22 protein-coding genes are annotated in these 18138 nt (G+C 49.8%); 10 read left to right on the forward strand and 12 right to left on the reverse strand.

From position 1 onward, the window contains the following. Positions 1-36: 36 nt before the first annotated feature. From DTHIO_RS10765 to DTHIO_RS10820, 12 genes are all read right to left on the reverse strand, one after another. On the reverse strand, positions 37-1545 hold the full coding sequence (locus DTHIO_RS10765) for an NADH-quinone oxidoreductase subunit M (RefSeq protein WP_008870327.1): 1509 nt from the start codon (positions 1543-1545) through the stop codon (positions 37-39). Then, complete coding sequence (locus tag DTHIO_RS10770) at positions 1542-3404, reverse strand: Na(+)/H(+) antiporter subunit D (protein ID WP_008870328.1); 1863 nt, start codon at positions 3402-3404, stop codon at positions 1542-1544. The genes DTHIO_RS10765 and DTHIO_RS10770 overlap by 4 nt, the downstream gene beginning before the upstream one ends. Continuing rightward, positions 3391-3606, reverse strand: coding sequence for a hypothetical protein (locus DTHIO_RS10775; protein WP_008870329.1), 216 nt, complete (start codon positions 3604-3606; stop codon positions 3391-3393). The genes DTHIO_RS10770 and DTHIO_RS10775 overlap by 14 nt, the downstream gene beginning before the upstream one ends. A 22-nt stretch (positions 3607-3628) precedes the next feature. Further along, positions 3629-5110, reverse strand: coding sequence for a monovalent cation/H+ antiporter subunit D family protein (locus tag DTHIO_RS10780; RefSeq protein WP_008870330.1), 1482 nt, complete (start codon positions 5108-5110; stop codon positions 3629-3631). Positions 5111-5375: 265 nt separating this feature from the next. Beyond that, entirely contained in the window at positions 5376-6923 is a 1548-nt protein-coding gene (locus DTHIO_RS10785; protein WP_008870331.1) for a complex I subunit 5 family protein, read from the reverse strand. Continuing rightward, positions 6920-7297, reverse strand: coding sequence for a cation:proton antiporter subunit C (locus DTHIO_RS10790; protein ID WP_008870332.1), 378 nt, complete (start codon positions 7295-7297; stop codon positions 6920-6922). Before DTHIO_RS10790 ends, DTHIO_RS10785 begins: the two co-directional genes overlap by 4 nt. Continuing rightward, positions 7281-7727: an MnhB domain-containing protein gene (locus tag DTHIO_RS10795; protein ID WP_008870333.1), complete on the reverse strand. Its 447-nt coding sequence runs from the start codon at positions 7725-7727 to the stop codon at positions 7281-7283. The genes DTHIO_RS10790 and DTHIO_RS10795 overlap by 17 nt, the downstream gene beginning before the upstream one ends. Beyond that, positions 7724-8017, reverse strand: coding sequence for a hydrogen gas-evolving membrane-bound hydrogenase subunit E (gene mbhE, locus DTHIO_RS10800; protein WP_040418265.1), 294 nt, complete (start codon positions 8015-8017; stop codon positions 7724-7726). Before mbhE ends, DTHIO_RS10795 begins: the two co-directional genes overlap by 4 nt. Next, on the reverse strand, positions 8014-8259 hold the full coding sequence (locus DTHIO_RS10805; protein WP_040418266.1) for a hydrogenase subunit MbhD domain-containing protein: 246 nt from the start codon (positions 8257-8259) through the stop codon (positions 8014-8016). Before DTHIO_RS10805 ends, mbhE begins: the two co-directional genes overlap by 4 nt. A 3-nt stretch (positions 8260-8262) precedes the next feature. After that, on the reverse strand, positions 8263-8583 hold the full coding sequence (gene mnhG / locus DTHIO_RS10810) for a monovalent cation/H(+) antiporter subunit G (protein WP_008870334.1): 321 nt from the start codon (positions 8581-8583) through the stop codon (positions 8263-8265). 3 nt (positions 8584-8586) lie between these two features. Beyond that, the gene (locus DTHIO_RS10815; RefSeq protein ID WP_008870335.1) at positions 8587-8859 is read right to left on the reverse strand and encodes an MrpF/PhaF family protein; all 273 of its coding nucleotides are present in this window, start codon (positions 8857-8859) and stop codon (positions 8587-8589) included. Further along, the gene (locus tag DTHIO_RS10820; protein WP_008870336.1) at positions 8859-9494 is read right to left on the reverse strand and encodes a Na+/H+ antiporter subunit E; all 636 of its coding nucleotides are present in this window, start codon (positions 9492-9494) and stop codon (positions 8859-8861) included. The genes DTHIO_RS10815 and DTHIO_RS10820 overlap by 1 nt, the downstream gene beginning before the upstream one ends. 296 nt (positions 9495-9790) lie before the next feature. Here DTHIO_RS10820 and DTHIO_RS10825 point away from each other — a divergent pair, with 296 nt between their 5' ends. The 10 genes from DTHIO_RS10825 (at position 9791) to rpsU (ending at position 17947) form a co-directional block, all read left to right on the forward strand. After that, positions 9791-10723 (forward strand): M14 family murein peptide amidase A, encoded by a 933-nt coding sequence (locus DTHIO_RS10825; protein WP_008870337.1) that lies wholly within the window; start codon positions 9791-9793, stop codon positions 10721-10723. Positions 10724-11047: 324 nt separating this feature from the next. Next, entirely contained in the window at positions 11048-11569 is a 522-nt protein-coding gene (locus DTHIO_RS10830) for a ferritin family protein (protein WP_008870338.1), read from the forward strand. 7 nt (positions 11570-11576) lie between these two features. Next, a complete protein-coding gene (locus tag DTHIO_RS10835) occupies positions 11577-13247 on the forward strand; it encodes a 2-oxoacid:acceptor oxidoreductase subunit alpha (RefSeq protein WP_008870339.1) in 1671 nt (556 codons plus the stop codon). 195 nt (positions 13248-13442) lie between these two features. After that, complete coding sequence (locus DTHIO_RS10840) at positions 13443-14291, forward strand: 2-oxoacid:ferredoxin oxidoreductase subunit beta (protein WP_008870340.1); 849 nt, start codon at positions 13443-13445, stop codon at positions 14289-14291. Positions 14292-14362: 71 nt separating this feature from the next. Further along, complete coding sequence (locus tag DTHIO_RS10845) at positions 14363-14911, forward strand: peroxiredoxin family protein (protein WP_008870341.1); 549 nt, start codon at positions 14363-14365, stop codon at positions 14909-14911. 14 nt (positions 14912-14925) lie between these two features. Continuing rightward, the gene (locus tag DTHIO_RS10850; RefSeq protein WP_008870342.1) at positions 14926-15507 is read left to right on the forward strand and encodes a peroxiredoxin; all 582 of its coding nucleotides are present in this window, start codon (positions 14926-14928) and stop codon (positions 15505-15507) included. 84 nt (positions 15508-15591) lie between these two features. Then, positions 15592-16119: a DUF2062 domain-containing protein gene (locus tag DTHIO_RS10855; RefSeq protein WP_144311507.1), complete on the forward strand. Its 528-nt coding sequence runs from the start codon at positions 15592-15594 to the stop codon at positions 16117-16119. Next, positions 16116-16892 (forward strand): 16S rRNA (adenine(1518)-N(6)/adenine(1519)-N(6))-dimethyltransferase RsmA, encoded by a 777-nt coding sequence (rsmA, locus tag DTHIO_RS10860; RefSeq protein WP_008870344.1) that lies wholly within the window; start codon positions 16116-16118, stop codon positions 16890-16892. The genes DTHIO_RS10855 and rsmA overlap by 4 nt, the downstream gene beginning before the upstream one ends. 217 nt (positions 16893-17109) lie before the next feature. Next, on the forward strand, positions 17110-17382 hold the full coding sequence (locus DTHIO_RS10865; protein ID WP_008870345.1) for an HU family DNA-binding protein: 273 nt from the start codon (positions 17110-17112) through the stop codon (positions 17380-17382). Positions 17383-17746: 364 nt separating this feature from the next. Beyond that, positions 17747-17947 (forward strand): 30S ribosomal protein S21, encoded by a 201-nt coding sequence (gene rpsU / locus DTHIO_RS10870; protein ID WP_008870346.1) that lies wholly within the window; start codon positions 17747-17749, stop codon positions 17945-17947. Positions 17948-18138: the final 191 nt, after the last annotated feature.

The following is an 18138-nucleotide window of genomic DNA, read 5'->3' on the forward strand; positions in this document are numbered from 1 at the left end:
GGAGAGGATGACCAGGAGCTTATCACTCCTCACGCATTATCTGTTGGCCAGTACCTGAGTTATGACCGGGTCGAAAAGATCCAGGATAAATGAAGGATAAAGTCCAAGGAATGCTGCCAGCAAGACAACTCCTATGAGAGGTATTGTCATAAGCCAGGGCGGATCCTTAATATGGTCATCATTTTTCAAGTTTTCCGGCAGTTTGCCGAAGAAGATTCTCATTGTAAAGTAGAATGCATATCCTACAGTTAAAAGAATTGCCATTAATCCAAGAATACCTGTAGTAATTCCGACAGCATCCGCTCGTTCGAAAATACCAGTAAACATTATGACTTCTGCCGGCAGACTGCTAAAGGGAGGTATTCCAGCCAGCATCATGCCGCCGCACATAAATAGTACTGCAGTAATGGGCATTTTATATGCCAATCCGCTTAAGTGATTTATGTTGCGGATGTGAGTCATGTAAACCACCAGCCCGCAGGTGGAAAAGAAGACAGTCTTGCCCATAATGTGACTCAAAAAGAAGAAGAGTCCCCCTTCAATTCCTGCAGCAGTCAACGCACCTATGCCCAGCATTGAGTATGCGCTCTGGCTGATGGTGGAGCAGGCTGGAATCCGCTTCATATCCGTCTGGGCCAGAGTCAGAAGCGAGCCATAGATCATGGTTGCAACAGCCAGGATCATAATAGGCGGCCCGAACACCTGCATATCATCATATAGAGGCAGAACAAGGGTTCTGACTATAACGTAGGCTGCGATATTGGCATATACTGCCAGCAGTCCGGCTATGCATGTAGGATGTTCAGCATGCACCCAGGGCATCCATACATGCAGCGGGATTATTGCCAGCTTGGCAAACATGCCGATGAGAATGATCAGTATGGCCCAGAATGCCAGAGGATTGCCCGACATCTGATGAAGCTGGTCAATCTGAAAGGTGCCTATCTGGGAGTAGATAATAAGGACGCCGGCCAAAAACAGAACAGCCGAGAAGATTCCCCAGATCAGACACATGGTGGCCACCCTGACCCGCTCATAGTATCCAAAATAGGCCATGAGAAAATACAGAATAATAGTGAGTACTTCAAGGAAGAAATACAGGACAACGAGGTCGGCTGCGAAGCTTACACCCATAAAGCCCAGCGGAAAGAAAAGAAAGAGGTAGAAAAAGCAGGAGTAATAGCTGACCTCTTCTTTATAGGTTGCGCCTTCGTAGATCAGCTCAATGCGGTGATCTACATATTTAATTGAATATATGCATAGCACTAGACATAAAATGTTACATATCAAAGCAACGGCTATGCTCAAGCCATCTGCCAAGAGGGAAAATCTTATGTCAGGGTTTATCAATATCTGATAATCGACCTTAATGGGATCTCCCTGGGACACACTTGTCAATGCCACCAGCAATAGACCAGTGGTATAAGCCAGGCCGATTACAGCCAGCCATCCAGCATTTTTGCCTAATTGGTACCTGAACAGAAATATGAGCAGGGCTACCAGAGCAGGTATAAAGATGATCTGGACAAGAATAGAAGGGATCATGACAACATCCTTATTAAGGCTAAACTAATTAAGATTATGGTTAATGCGATTATATACACCAGATTGCTGGATAAATCCTTGGAATCAGCACGGATCAGGTTCAGCAGACTGTTGCCGGTGCGGACAATAAATCTGGGCATAATACTGTGACAAGCAGAATCAGCTCCACGTTCCATTCTATCTGCAACGACAATGAATGAGAAATGCTTGATTCCATCAGGTATTTTTCTATTAATGGCTATATCGTATTTATCCTCACCTGGAGCGATTATTGCTCTGGAAAATCTGACCATCCGGCGTGAAGTTCTGGCATATAATTCACTCAGCCAGTTATCCACTGTTGCTACAGGTACATAAGCAATCTTCAGGCATGCCTTACCGGCAAGTCTGTAAAAGTACTCAAAATCCACCGCAACGTATGGTTCTCCAGCCAGTTTTTTGCGAAATACCCAGAAGGCAATGTAAGTAAAAATCAGCAGCTGGGTCATCTCAATGAAATGATAAACCTGGAAAGGATTGTATACTACTTCGGGAAAAGGCAGGTTGGCATAAAGCAACCAGGGATAAATGCCAAAGAAGGTGCACAGAAAGGCTGTAATTCCCATGGCCCAGATCATGTTCCTGGGGGTCCTGGAGGGTGTTAAGCCGCTGTCTTGGCCGAACCAGGTCCAGTAGGGAAGTTTAAGGCCCGTGTGCAGAAATGTACCGATGGATGCCAGAATGAGCAGCAGTGCAGCTACATCCATGCTTTCATAGCCTGCTGAGGCAACTATAATAGACTTGCTTATGAATCCGTTGAATAAAGGAAAACCGGATATGGAAAAGGCACCGATCATGTAGAGCCAGAAGACCAGCTTCTGCTTATTATAGAGACCGCCGAGTTCAGTAAGTTTGCTTTTGCCTGTGGTATAAAGTACTACCCCGGCGCCCATAAACAGCAGGGCCTTGTACAGGATATGGCTGAAGGCATGAGCAGTGGTACCATTGATGGCCATTTCCGTGCCGATGCCTACACCGGCGACCATGTAACCCACCTGGCTGATGATATGATAGGCAAGTATGCCCCGGATATCATTAGCCAGCACAGCATATACGACACCATAAAGGGCCATGAGTACGCCCATGAAGATCAGGATCTGCCAGCCTGCAAAGAGTGACGCCAAAACATAAACAGCAGACTTGGTGGTCAGGGCGCTCATGAAAATCGCACCGGTAACTGTAGCCATGGGATAACTTTCAGAAAGCCAGGCATGCAGGGGAGGAATGGCTACGTTGACGGCCACTCCAATCAGTATAAGCCAGGCTGCCAGAGACTGGCCGTCTGCAAAAGAAGTCAATTCCAGTGAACCTGTATCAGCTACATGCAGGAGAATGCCACCCAGCAGCACTACTCCGCCCAAAATATGAAATAGAAAGTAGCGGATACCTGTTGCTATGGACTCAGGTGTTCCCCGTGCCCAGATGAGAAAAGTCGAGGCTACAGCCATCAACTCCCAGCCAAGATACAGGGTCAAAAAGTCGCCAGCGAAAGTCACGCACAAGGCGCCGGTGGCATAGAAGGCCGCTGCTGCCTGTTGTCTTAGATCATCCATATGCAGGGCATACACCCCTGCAATAATTGAAATGAGGGAAAATATTATACCGAATATCCAGTTGAGCTGTGTGACCTCCAAAAAGATCAGCTCAAACTGGAGAAAATCTATGGCGACCTTGGTCCCTACCTCAAGATTGAAAATTGTCCACAATGCCAGCAGCGGCGGGACCAGGAAAAACCACGTCCTGATTCGGCCCGGGAGTAATGGGAGCAGCAGGCCGCCTAACAGCAGTATTAAAAAAGGAGGTATGTTAAAAGTCATCATAAAACTTCTCGTCTTTTTGTATCATCAGCTTGCCCAGCCACTTGGAAAAAAAGATGATCAGTGTGCATCCAACAAACCCATAGATGACGTAAAATACTGGTATTCTGTCCCACCAGCTTGGCTGGTCGTATGGAACAAATAACTGAATGATGACTGAGATCAGGGTTAGAATAATTAGTGTTGCCCAGTGCCAGGTCTTCATGAGTTTGCTCCTGTTAAAGCCTTTAACGACTTAATATCTGACTGAACTGGTAAAAAGTTTCAGGGAAAATGCCCAGAAGCACTGAAATAACGGCTGCAGCTACTATGGGCACGACCATGAACAGCGGTGCTTCACTATATTTATTCAGATCAACGCCTGGAGCGGGTGCGCCAAAAAAGGCCCTGTAGATAATTTCCCCGAAATAGTAGGCGTTTAGCAGAGTACTGGCCAGCAGAGCTCCCAGAAGCACCAGGTGTCCAGTTTCCAGGCTTCCCAGGAGCAGATACCATTTGGATATAAATCCGGAAACCGGTGGTACTCCGATCATGCTTAAAGCGGCCAGAGAAAAAGCCCCAAATGTCCATGGCATTCTTCGACCGATTCCACCCAGGTTGCTGATTTTTTTCTGTTTGGTGGCAACATATATTGCACCTGCTGCAAAAAAGAGGGTGATTTTACTGAAGGCATGATGAGCAATATGCATGGTACCGCCAGCTATGCTCAGTGTATTGATCATGGCAATACCGATTATTACATAGGACAGCTGGCTTACTGTTGAGTAGGCCAGCCTGGCCTTGAGATCGTCCTTGGTCATGGCAATGACAGAAGCAGTTACTATAGTAAAAGCAGCCAGGTAAGCTGTGGGAATTCCCAGGTACAAGGCATCCATGGTATCCAGTCCGAAAATGGAAAGTATTACTCTGCTGATGCAGAAAACTCCTGCCTTTACCACTGCCACAGCATGCAGCAGCCCGCTTACAGGGGTAGGAGCAACCATGGCTGAAGGCAGCCAGTTATGAAAAGGGATAAGAGCTGCCTTGGCTATTCCGGCGATAAACAGAATATAAATAATGGTCACAACGGTGGTATTTGCATCTTCTGGAAAAATGCCCGTTGAGATATCTGTCATGTTGAAATCAAGATGGCCGACCATGAAATATGTCAGGATCAAAGCCGGGAACAGGAAAAGTTTGGAAGCTCCCAGGAGATAGATGACATATTTGCGCATGCCCAGATATGCCTCGTCATCCTCATGATGAGCAACCAGGGGGCAGGTGCAGAATGTAATTACTTCATAAAAAAGATACAGAGTAAAAAGATTTCCGCTGAAGGCAACGCCTACTGCTCCAAAAATTGCTACGGCAAAGCATATATAGTAGCGTGTCTGCGCATGCTCCTTCAAAGAGCGCATATAGCCGATATTATAGCTTGTGGCAAATATCCAGAGAAAAGAAGCTACCAGTGCGAAAATCAAGGACAGTCCGTCCACTGAAATCCTGATCTTTATGCCTTCCATGAGGACCAGGAGAGTATAATCATATACCTCGCCCTCTAAAACTCCCGGCACCAGAGCAAGTACACTGGCAAAAGTGAGAATGCCCCCCAGGAAGGATACGCCCTCACGTACATTGATGTTATGTCGGGCCAGGTAAATTCCGATAGGGGTGAGGAAGGTGATAATCAGCGGAATAAGCACACCCCAGTGCTGTAGGGTATCCACCATGCCTACCCTCTCCTTGCGCAGTGTTTAAAGCAGTAAGTGAAGCCGCATGAATTGGAGATTGCGACACTTTGAGCCAATATGATTCTGTTATCCATATCGTAGCTTCCGATTGATATATTATTGCAGTCTAACATAAGTAAAAAACCTGTTTGTTTATACTGTTGTGTGTTCAAATCTAAATGTCTGTAAATTATGAGCAATTTTTCTGGTTTTTATAATTGTGCTACATTAAACTGTTTATGTTCTGCGTAAATTCAAAGGACAGCTACGGATTTAATTTTAAAATATCCGGAATGGCATTAGTGATCATATTGTCAATGATCCAGCCGTTATATATGCCAACCAGGATGATTATCACACTGCCTATCAGTACAGGCAGCAGCATCAGCAGGCCCATCTCCTTTCTGGGCATTGATTCAAATTCTTTTTTGCTTTCGTCCTTAGTCTCCACGGGAGTTTCAAGGACCAGCTCTTCGGACTGGATGACTTTCTTGTCATCCGATTTTTCGTAGGGCCTGAAAAAAGCAATGTTTATCATGCGAAAGAGGTATACAAAAGCAAGAAGGGTACTCAAGATAATAATAGCAACAAATATCCAGGCTTCAGCCTCAATAGCTCCCATTATCAGGTACACCTTGCTGAAAAAACCTCCAGTGGGAGGGATGCCCACCATTGACAGTGCGGCAATAAAAAAAGCAAGAGCTGTCCAGGGCATAACCGTCGGAAAGCCGCGCATCCTGGAAATACTGACGCTGCCCACGCTGTGCAGCATTCCTCCTGCGGACATGAAGAGCACCAGCTTCATGAGTGCGTGATTAAGTATATGCAGCATGGCTCCGATAAATGCCAGGGGATTGGCCAGGGTAACCCCGAGAACAATATAGCCTATGTTTGCCACCGAGGAGTATGCCAGCATACGCTTGATATTGGTTTGAGCGATGGCCAGGATGGATCCGGCAACAATGCTAAGACCCGCCATCCAGGTCATGACATCCAGCAGGGGAGGAAATTCATAGATGGTCATCACCCTGATCAATATATACGCGGCTACTTTGGTTCCGATGGGAGCAATCAGGGCGGTTGCCGTGGAAGATGCGTCGGAGTAAGCATCCGGCAGCCAGTGGTGGATGGGGAAGACCCCCATTTTAATTATAATACCTACAAGAATCAGTACCAGGCCGACTATTACCGGGCGCTGGTATTCCGCATAAGGCAGTATCTTTGCTACGTCGGCCATATTAAGGGAGCCGGTGGCTATGATGATAAACGCAACTCCCATGAGATAGAAAATTGCACCGGCAGTTCCCAGAACAAGATAGCGGAATGCGGAGACAGGACCACGTCTGGTACCTATGGCCAGGAGACCGTAGCTGGCCAGGGCGGATATTTCCAGAAAAACGAAGAGGTTGAAAAAGTCCCCTGTTATGGCCATGCCTGCCAGTCCGCCCATAAACAGCATGCTCAGGGAATAAAACCCCATGCTGCTGCCGGGTATCTCCTGGCGCACATTGCTGTGGGCGTAAATCATGACCATCAGGGCGGATGCTGTAATAATTACACTGATGAATGCAGACAGGGGGTCAAGGACCAGTTCTATTCCCAAAGGCGGCATCCAGCCCCCCAGGTGGTAGCTGATAGAGCCGTTGGCCATAACTTCCTGTAGCCCCATTATACTTACACCGAATACCGCTACAGATGTAAGCAGGGCGATGTAAAATGAGGCCCCGGATCTGAAGTACCCTATCATGGGTATCAGCATAGAGGAGATGAGATATAGAACCGGAATAAGAGCCGGTGCGTTTTGAGTAATCATTGTTCTTCTTCCGTCCGTGCCAGAAGTTCGTCTTCGTCCAGGGTGTTATAGTTGCGATATATGGCAACGGCCAGCCCGATGGCCACGCCCTTGGTGACCACTGCCACAACGATGGCGGTAAGCATCAGGGTATGGGGTAACGGGTTCAGATACAGGTCCGGATTGTCCAGGCTGATGGCCGGGTCCAGAACCGGGACCGTGGCTCCTTCTTTATAGGCGGCCAGGATCCATACCAGTATGGCTGAGCTTTGAATCATAGTCATGCCCAGTATCTTCTTGATGAAATTTTTTTTCATCATCATGGCATACAGCCCGATGACAAAAAGGAGCATCAAGAAAAAGTATGCGTAGTAGCCTTCAATTATTTCCAGCATGCTTAATTCCCAATAGGTCGTCATAGATGGCTACAAGGCCGGTCATAACGGCCATGGTAATGCCCAGTTCAACAAAAAGGATGCCGTAATACCGCAGATCCACTGCCTCGACTCCGGGCACGGGCAGATAACTGTAATCCATGAATTCGCCTCCGCCCAGTATGGCAACAAGGCCGGTGCCAGCAAAAATCAAAGCACCCAGGGCGCAGATTGCAACAGTGGTTTTGCTGGACACATGGGCCTGGCTGTGAACAGCACCCATGCCCAGTCGCATGAGCAGAACACCGGCAGCAAGGAGCACTCCTCCCTGGAATCCTCCTCCCGGTCCGTAGTGACCGTGGAAGAATACATATATGCCCAGAAGTTGAATCACAGGGGCCAGGCCACGGGCAACAACTTCTATGATGGGACTCTGGCTCTGGGTTATCATGGTCTTCTCCTTAAAAAGAAATAACAGGCCATGACCCCGGCAAAAACCACCACAACCTCGCCCAGGGTATCTACGGACCGGTAGTCCGCCAGGACCACGCAGACCATGTTGGGAGTCCGGGTGTCTTCATAGGCGTTCTGGATGTAATAGGCACCCGCCACTGGTGTGTCCGCCGGGCTGACAATCTGGCTGGCCGGTGCATCCAGGTCACCGCGGGGAGGCATGTCCATCACGGTGTAGATCAAAAAGACGGCCAGCACAGCAAGCAGTAAGTATTGAAACGTTTTCAATCGCAACTCTTCCTTGTGGTTTTAAATATGGCCACTACCAGGAATATCCCTACAACGCCGGCCCCGACCACAGCTTCTGTAAAGCCGACATCTACAGCACCGAGGGAGACCATGATCAGGGCCACAGTAAAGCTGTATATGGTCAAAGTAACCGTGGCCGCCAGGAGATTTTTTAAGTTTAGAGCTATCAGGGCAGCCACCAGCAGTATGATGAACAGTGGAAATTCAATTTCCCAAGGCATATCTTAGCCCTCTTTTTTTTGTTTCCTGGTCCAGGGTTTGACCCCGTGCAGCATGGCCCTTCTGGACAGGGCATGAGCGGCTACAGGGCTGGTGAGGGCCACAAAGGCGGCCACCAGAAGCATTTTTACGCTTACCAGGTTGAAGCCTTCAAACAGGGCCAGGCCAAGTATGAAGAGCATAATGCCCAGGGTGTCCACCTTGGTTGCGGCGTGGGCCCGGCAGTAAACATCAGGAAAGCGAAGGATGCCGATACTGCCTGCAAGCATGAACACCGCCCCTGCCAGCATAAATATAATCGCCAGAGCATCTATTATAACTACCATTTTTTATGGCCTCTTTACGGATGCGGTCCTGAAATAACGGGCTACCGCAATGACCCCGATAAAATTGAGCACGGCATAACCCAGAGCAATGTCTACAAACATACCCGGTCGACCATATACCAGGCCGAACAGCAGGACCAGGGTTATGATTTTGGCCCCTACCGCAGCAGCCCCCAGAAGGCGGTCGAATACAGTAGGTCCTTTCAGCACGCGGTAGAAGGGAAGAAGCAATACCAGAACCAGGGCTGCGGATATGAGAATAAAGAAGGTCTGCATCAGGCCTTATCCTCCTCTTGGTGCTCCATGGCCTTTTTGATCTCTTTGCCTCTTTTGAGTATGCACACGCCATTGCACATTTCTTCGGGAGTGCATCGGCGCAGGTACAGCCTGCCCACCCTGGATTCCATGTCGCCGCTTACAAGATCCTCTTCAACCTCGTCCACTATGGCGTGCACTGTAAATTGATTTTCGTATATATCCAGAGTAAGTGTGCCTGGCGTAAGGCTGATGGAGTTGCCCAGTATGACTTTGGCTATGGGATTGGGCAGTCTGGATTCAAAGGTGACCACCATGGGATTGATGGGCATCCGGGGATGCAGGGTGAGATAGGCGACAAAAGCTGCAGACTTGGCGATCTGCCACAACAGCCAGGGAATGTAGAGTAAAAGTCTGGAGAAATAGATCTGATGGCCGGAGAGGTATTCGCCGCTGCTTAGAGGAATGTGGCGAACACCCATATTGAGCCAGACAACAAAGGCAACTGAAATGATGCCGTAAAAAATGGGTTCCGGGTAGAAGCGTCCGCTTAGTACCAGCCACAGGGCCATAAGCAGTACGGCTTGAATTATGATTCCCCTGTGCTGTACAAGGAATCCTGGATGGGATCTGTCGCCGGAGCTGATTTGAGCCATATCGGGAACCTGTACGGTTGAAGGTTTTATCGGTTCAGGAGGTTCTCATCAGTTCGAATTAAAAGCTCATTTAGAGGGTTTTGTGTCGACTGTCAACAGAAAAAACTTACAAAAGCTTGACAGAATTCAGGGTTTCATCAATCCTGCCAGGGTAAAAGCCGCGTTGCCACTGGCTTTTATTGTTTTCAGGGCAAAATGATTGACCTCTTAAATTAAAGTGATTGGTTTGCTGAATTAGTTCAGTAAATGGTGGTGCAGTACAATTTTTTAAGCAAATCAAGCAGGTAAGTTTACCCATGAATATGCGAGAGATTTTTCTTGGAGCTGTTTTTCTTCTTGTTTTTACATTGCCGGCTGCAACCCCGTCACCGGCCTCGGATGAGCCCGGTGAGAAGAAGAGCAAGATAGATACTTGTACTGCCATTGACCAGAGGCTCAGCAGCGTAAGCCTTGGTGACTGCGTGGAAGGGGGGCTGCTTGAATCCGGTGCATATTCCGTGCGGGGACATCCTCTGCTGGTCAAGGAGTATCCACCACTTGAAAGGCGTGCTCCCCAGAGCCGGGTCTTAGTTGTGGGCGGAACTCACGGAGACGAATATTCTTCCATAAGCGTAACCTTCAAATGGATGCAGATACTGGATGAGCATCATTCCGGGCTTTTTCACTGGATTTTTGTGCCCCTTCTAAATCCTGACGGTCTTTTTGAGCGCCCGGCCACCAGGACCAATGCCCGGGGAGTGGATATAAACCGCAACAAGCCCTCGCCTCTCTGGAGGGAAGTGGGTTATACCCGCTGGCAGGAAATGACGGATGAGAATCCGCGCTATTACCCGGGTCCTTATCCTGTGAGTGAGCCGGAGACGGAATTTCTGGTGCATTTGATCCGTAGTTTCAGGCCGGATGCCGTTATTTCGCTGCACTCCCCCCTGAACCTGGTGGACTATGACGGACCGGGTAACCCTCCGCGCAGTCTTGGCAGCCTGTGGCTTAGAAGGCTGGGCAACTTTCCCGGCACCCTGGGCAATTTTGCAGGCAAGAAAATGGGTATTCCGGTAATAACTGTGGAACTGGCCTCATCAGCGCGCATGCCCTCCGGGGGCGAGATTTCCTCCATGTGGCGCGACCTGGTGCGCTGGCTCATAAACGAAACCCCTGTAGAGCCAGGTCCGGGGCAGCTGCAGGCCCTGGATCAGGATATGCAGCTTAGAAAGGAATTTTTCGGGAAATGATTCTGTAAATTTGGGTTTCAGGGATTGGGGAATTCAGGTATTCGGGAATTTAGGAATTCAGGAATTTTGGGATTGGGGGATTCTAAATCAGAGGTCAGAATCAGAGATCACGGGTCAGAGATCAGAAATCAGTAGACGTTGGGGATTGGGGAATTAAGGGATTCAGGATTGGGGGGTTGGGGGGAGGATGAATTCATAAAGAGAGCAAGATAGCCCCTATCTTTCAAAGAAGTAATGATTATTATCTTTACAACTGAAATTTAAAGTCATAAAAAGAAATTGGAATAATTGTTTCATCAACCAGAAAAATAAGGAGCTTTTTTCATGAGCAGGGAAAATTTTAAGAACTGGGTCTGCAAGGCTGTGGAAATGGAAGAAAAGGGCAAGGCCTTTTATGAGCAGGCAGCCAAAGAATGTACAACACAGATGGGGCAGAAGATTTTCTCCATGCTTCGCGATGACGAGATCCAGCACATACAAAGAATCCGGGAGATCGAAAAGGCCCTTGACCAGGATTCCGGACTGGAGCAGGCCTGTTGCATGGATGATATGGGAAGCGATGCTGGACAGGCCTTTAAAGAGCTTGCGGAAAAGGTCAAATCCGAAAAGCCGTGCGATTCTACTGCCAAGGCCCTCAATGCCGGCATTGATTTTGAATTGGCCCTGGTCAAGTTTTACGAAGAGGCCCTGGAAAAAGCCTCCGAGGACCTGGAGCGCGATTTCTTAAAGCGCATGATTCAGGAGGAAAAGGGGCATTACGTGCTTTTAAGCGATATGCAGTACTATTACGAGGACCCGGAAGGCTGGGCCCTGGGTAAAGCCAGGTCCGGACTGGACGGGGCATAGGTTTATTATGCGCCGGGAGTTGAACATACTAATCGGCGGAGAGGCGGGGCAGGGCCTGGTCACTGTTGGAGAACTGCTGACCAGGGCCCTTATCCGTTCAGGCTACCAGGTACATGTCACCCAGAGCTACATGTCGAGAATCAGGGGCGGGCACAATACCTATGCTGTACGGGCCGGGATTGAAAATGTGCATGGCCCGGCTCAAGGAATAGATATCCTGGTGGCCCTGAACTCTGAAACCCTTGAGCTGCACCGGGAGGAGCTGACTCCAGGCGCGGTGGCCCTGAAGGACAAAAACGCCCAGGCTTCAGATTTAGAGGCAGTAGACATCCCTTTTGCAGACCTGGCCGGGTCCGCATTGTACGAAAATGTGGTGGGCCTGGGCGTTCTAAGTTATATCCTGGGCCTGGACCGGGAGATGCCGGCCGGATGCATCCGTTCTGCTTTCGAGCAAAAAAAGCCGGAAGCAGTGGACAAAAATCTGGAGGTTCTGGACAAGGCCTATGCATTTGCATCCAAGAGCGGTGTTGCCGGTTTCAACTTAGATGAGCCCAAAGGCAGTGCCGGTCTGATGCTTGCAGGCAACCAGGCTCTTGCCCTGGGGGCCCTGTGCGCCGGAGCAAATTTCTGCTCGTATTATCCCATGACCCCTTCCACCGGTATTCCCATGACCTTGAATTCTTACGCCCGGGATTTCGGTATGGTTGTGGAACAGGCAGAGGATGAGATTGCAGCCATAAACATGGCCCTGGGGGCCTCCTATGCCGGGGCCAGGTCCATGGTGGCCACCTCCGGAGGAGGCTTTGCTCTTATGTGCGAGGGTGTGAGCCTGTCCGGCATGACCGAGACTCCTGTTGTCATAGTGGTAGGGCAGCGCCCTGGCCCGGCTACGGGGCTTCCCACCCGTACCGAGCAGGGAGATCTCAACTTAGTGCTCTACTCCGGGCACGGGGAATTTCCAAGGGCCGTGCTGGCTCCTGCAGACCCCGGGCAATGCTTTGTCCTGGCCCGCAGGGCCTTTGACCTGGCCGAGAAAAGCCAGGGGCCGGTTTTTATCCTCACGGATCAGTATCTGGCCGACTCCTACCGTAACGTTCACCTGCCTGATCCGGAAATCCTGGAACCGGTTGCCTCCCCGGAAGTCTGCGGGGAAGTACAGGAAGAATATGAAAGGTACGCCTTTACCCCAAGTGGAGTATCGCCGCGCATTATACCTGCCATGTCCCGCTGCTTAGTGGTCCTGGACAGCGACGAGCATACCCCGGACGGACACATTACCGAGGATCTGCAGGTACGTAAAAAAATGGTGGACAAAAGGCTGAAAAAGGGAGATATCCTCAAGCAGGAAGTAATCCTTCCGGCATATACAGGCCCGCAAAACCCAAAAGACCTGCTGGTCTGCTGGGGCTCCACCCGGGGACCGGCCCTGGAGGCCAGGGAAATCATGGGGTCTGAAAATACTGCTGTGCTGCACTTTTCCCAGGTGTGGCCTCTGGATGCGGAGCATTTCAGGGATTACCTGCAGCGGGCGCAACGGGTTGTATTTGTTGAATCCAATGCCACGGCACAGTTCGCCCAGCTGGTGAGCAGCATGGTCCAGCCGGCTAATATGGCCTATGTGTTGCGTTACGACGGTCTGCCCCTGGATGGACAGTATATTGCAGATAATATCCTGTAAGCCCTCACCGGGGCTCGCCCGGGACATGACCTGAGAGTCACTGAAGGGAAATGGTCATTTAGATTCGAACCACCCCCGGCCCCTCCTTAGCCAAGGCGGGGAGTAGACCGTGCTATGTATACAATGCTAAACCCTGATGACTGCAACATGCTTAAATAATTAAGTTGAAATTGTATTTAATCAGAAGGATGATTTATGGTTTCCATGGAGGATTTTGGAAGTTTTGAAACGGCCTGGTGCCCTGGATGCGGCAATCACAGCATACTTAAGTGCGTCAAAGAGGCCCTGGTGCAGATGGAACTTGAACCGCACCAGTGTATTTTTGTCTCCGGCATCGGCCAGGCGGCCAAATCTCCGCACTACCTGCGGACCAATGTTTATAATGGCCTGCACGGCAGGGCTCTGCCTGCGGCCACCGGAATCAAGCTGGCCAACCCGCAGGCCGTGGTCATCGCCCAGAGCGGGGACGGCTGCAACTACGGCGAGGGAGGCAACCATTTCCTGGCGGCCCTGCGCCGCAATATCAATGTTACCCTGCTGGCCCACGACAACCAGATTTACGGGCTGACCAAGGGCCAGGCCAGCCCTACCACCGCCAGGGGGCAAAAGACCAAGGCCCAGCCCGCGGGCAATCCTTCCGAGGCCTTTAACCCTGTGGGAGTGGCTGTGGCCATGCAGGCGGGGATGGTGGCCCGGGGGTTTGCAGGCATGCAGGATCACCTGACCGAGATGATAGTCAAGGCTGTCCAGCATCCGGGGTTCAGCCTGGTGGATATACTGCAGCCCTGCGTAAGTTTCAATAAAGTCAATACCTTTGCCTGGTATAAAGAGCGCTGCTATATCCCGGAAGATCATGATCCACAAAACTGGGAGCAGGCCATGGCCCTTTCCAGGCAGTGGGATGAGGGGATACCACTGGGAGTTATCTATCAGAGTCATAAGCCGACTTTTGAAGAAAGCCTCCCCCATCCAACGGGTGAACCCCTCTTTAATAACCGGCCCTCAATACAAAAGCTAAATGAGGTAATGTCCTCTTTTGCCTGATTGGTGGGCGTGTGCAGGAAACACAGTGGCAGGGTTTTAAATCAGGTTTTTAAATCAAGCAGGAGGTTAAAATGAAAAGGGGAGTATGGTCGACTTTAGTTGCTTTATTTATTTGCATGGCCATGCTTGGGGCATCCCATGCCTGGGCAGAGGAAATGGACAATTTTCCGGAGGAAAACATCCAGGTACCCGAAGAGGCGGTACACCAGGATTACCTGGGAATTTCCGACAATGAAAATTTTGTAATCGGGGATGTACAGGCTGACCTGGTCCTGGTGCAGGTGTTCAGCATGTACTGTCCCATCTGTCAGAGGGAGGCCCCGGACGTAAACGACCTCTATGATATGATACATGAACAGGGGCTGGAAGAGTCCATCAAGATTTTTGGAATCGCACCCGGCAATTCCAGCTTTGAGGTCAGCGTATACCGGGATCGCTATGAAGTGGAGTTTCCTTTGATTCCGGACCCGGATTTTGTATGGCATAAATATCTGGGTGAGGTGGGAACACCTACGTATTATGCTGTAGATCCCGAAAACGGCCGCATCCTGCATTCCCATACCGGACCTTTCCGGGATGGAGTTGAGGCGTACCTGGAAGAAGTAAAGGCTCATCTGTGAGGAGGTGACATGATATGAAAGGTATCAAGACAATTATTTTGTTCCTGGCTTTGTTTCTGGCTTCTCCGGGCCTTTCCCCGGCTGACGAAGGCGCAATCTATGATCCCGGGGAATTAAAACCCATTGACAGTGAGATAAAAGTAGAAGAAGGAGATGAGGCCATTGATTTTACCCTGCCTGCTGTGGGGGGAGAAGAAATCAGCCTGTCCCAGTACAGGGGGGAAAAGAATGTAATGCTCTCCTTTGTTCCGGCCGCCTGGACCCCTGTGTGCTCGGATCAATGGCCGGGATACAATATTGCCAGGCATTTTTTTGATGACAACGACACCATCATTCTGGGTATTACCACAGATAATGTGCCTTCTCAGTACTCCTGGATAAAATCCATGGGTGGGCTGTGGTTTCCGGTACTTTCAGACTTCTGGCCCCACGGGGAAGTGGCTGAAAAGTACGGCATCCTGCGGGGAGACGGTACTGCAGAGCGGGCCACAATCATTGTGGACAAGGAAGGAATCATAAGATTTGCGCACGTTGAGGACATAAACAGGCGGCCTCCACTGGAGATGCTTGTTGAAGCCATGGAAAAGCTGCCCTGAACGCCTTGAAAGATATAACCGCCGAATAATGTTTACACCCTGTGGAAACTACTGAACTGACATTTCCGGGGGGGCCGGGGGGGCTTGCCTTCAAGCCCCCCCAACAATTTTAAAAGGCCTTCCAGATTCTCCATGTACAGCCTGAAGCGTTTTTTTCGCTTCTGGTATCTTAAACTGCTCCGCATCAGGGAAAGCCCGCATAACGTGGCCATGGGCCTGTCCCTGGGAGTATTAGTGGGCTGTCTGCCCATCATCCCCCTGCAGACTGTTGCCGCCGTAATTCTGGCCTTTTTCTTCAAGTGCAGTAAGATCGCCGCTGCAATCGGCACCTGGATAACCAATCCCCTGTATGCCCCTTTTGTTTTTTACGGAATGTATCTGCTGGGCAGGGCGGTCATTCCTGTGGGAAAAAAAGAATTCGAGCCCGAGGATCTGACCCTGCTAAACATCGTCAACCTGGGATGGGATTTCTTTTTGCTCATGCTTGCCGGGGGAGTAATAGTCGGGCTTACTCTGGCCTTTTTGACCTATCTGGTCAGTGTGCGCATGGTTTATCTGTACCGGCAAAAAAGGTCCCTGCGCATGCAGCTTAAAAGGTTGAGGGAAAGATGATTCATGCCCCGGCCAAAAAAAGCCTGGGCCAGAATTTCCTCCAGGATATGAACATAGCCCGCAAGATCGTGGATGCCCTGGAGCCGGGACACAAAGACCGCGTCTTAGAAATAGGTCCTGGAAAAGGGGTGCTGACTGCTCTTCTGGCCGACCGGGCAGGACTGGTCCTGGGTGTGGAAAAGGATTATTTCCTGACATTTGCTCTTGACCGGTGTCCAGGACTTCAGGCAGTAAACATGGACGCACTTCAGCTTGACTGGTCCAGGCTTGACCGCTGGCCCGGACTGAAAATTATAGGCAATCTGCCCTACAACATCGCCCAGACGCTTCTCTGGGATATGGCCGCCGGATGCAGAAGCTTTGACAGGGCCGTGGTCATGGTCCAGAAGGAAGTGGCCCAGAGGATTACGGCAGGGCCGGGAGGCAAGGAATACGGGGCGCTTTCCATCTGGCTGCAGTCATTTACAACCCCCAGGGTGCTCTTTAATGTGTCTCCAGGGGTTTTCCGCCCCCGCCCCAGTGTGGATTCATCTGTTCTGGAGCTTCGCCCCCTGCCTGCAGACAAAATTTTTTTTGTCCCCCGGGATCTGGCCAGGGTGGTCAAGACCATGTTTCAAAACCGGCGCAAACAACTGGGCAGGATTCTCAAAACATACTGGAATGACAGGAGAAAAATTGCACTTGAGCAGTGCGGTCTGGACCCCCGGGCCAGGCCTGAGCAGCTGAGCCCAGAGGATTTTCAGGGGTTGTCCAAGTGCCTTTTTTCTGAATAAACTTCTTTCATGGCAAATTTTGTCTTGACTTGAGGCCGTTTTTTTTGTTTCACGTACTTGGCTTGCTTGCATTTACCGCCAATGAAGTGTAGAGGACTTGTCAGAATCACTGTCTGCAGGTTTTAAACAGGCAAGGTATAGTGTCGCGGGAACAACACCTGATTTTTTCTGTATAGTTTGTTTTTTATGGTTAAACCTTTGAAGGAGGAAGAAACTGATGACAAAAGCCGACCTGGTATCCAAAATGGCGGAAAAGGCCAGCCTGACCAAGGCAGATTCGGAAAAAGCCCTTAATGCTTTTCTGGATTCTGTTCAGGACACATTAGTCAAGGAAGGCAAGCTGACCCTGACCGGGTTCGGGACCTTTGCCGTGGAAGAACGCAAATCCCGCAATGGCCGCAACCCCCGTACCGGAGAAGAGATCAAAATTCCCGCCTGCAAGGTGGTCAAGTTCAGACCCGGCAAGATTCTCAAGGATGCAGTCAAATAAAAAATTTCGACACATTGTAGATAACAGGCTGCCAGCAAGGATTTACTAAAACAACTGCCTGCCATGCAGGATGGTTTTCAGGCTCCACAGAGGATGGCGGGTTCCCACCCTGGCCTGATAAGAGCACAAATCATGCTCAGTTTCGCCTGACTGCTGGGCCTGGGGCAGGCTGTTTAGAATCCTTTAAGAGTCTACAGTGTTTACTTGTAAAGAGAGGGCAAGAAATTGTCCTCTCTTTTTTCTTGCCAAGCAATCCAAACAGATTTATATTGTCTGTTGGTCCTAACAGGTCCGGAGGGTGTCACGCAGATGATCCGGAAGACCAGGGCCTTTTCAAGCTTTTTTTGAAGGAGGTGTTTTTTAAGTGCCTGGAGTTATCTTGGGAGAGAGCGATAATTTTGATTATGCCTTGCGCAAGTTCAAAAAGCAGGTGGAAAAGTCCGGCATTCTTTCGGAATTGAAGAAGCGGCAGCATTACGAAAAGCCCAGTATTCAGAAAAAGAAGAAAGAAGCTGCTGCCAGAAAGCGCCTGATGAAGAAAATGCGCAAGATGCAGATGATGTAGGACTTTAATCCTGGAATCTGCAGATAGTTGAATATGCAGGTCTGACAACATTTTTTTCCGGTATTTGGGATACAAAATTCTCGAAGTATTATTATAGATCCGCCGGGAAAGCTAATGTATTATCCGAGTCAGGCGTCAAGAATCCGCTTTTAGCTGGGTCTTAAAAATATTCAAGACTATCCGGATAGTTA

This window comes from Desulfonatronospira thiodismutans ASO3-1 (genome assembly GCF_000174435.1).
Taxonomy (GTDB): Bacteria; Desulfobacterota; Desulfovibrionia; order Desulfovibrionales; family Desulfonatronovibrionaceae; genus Desulfonatronospira; species Desulfonatronospira thiodismutans.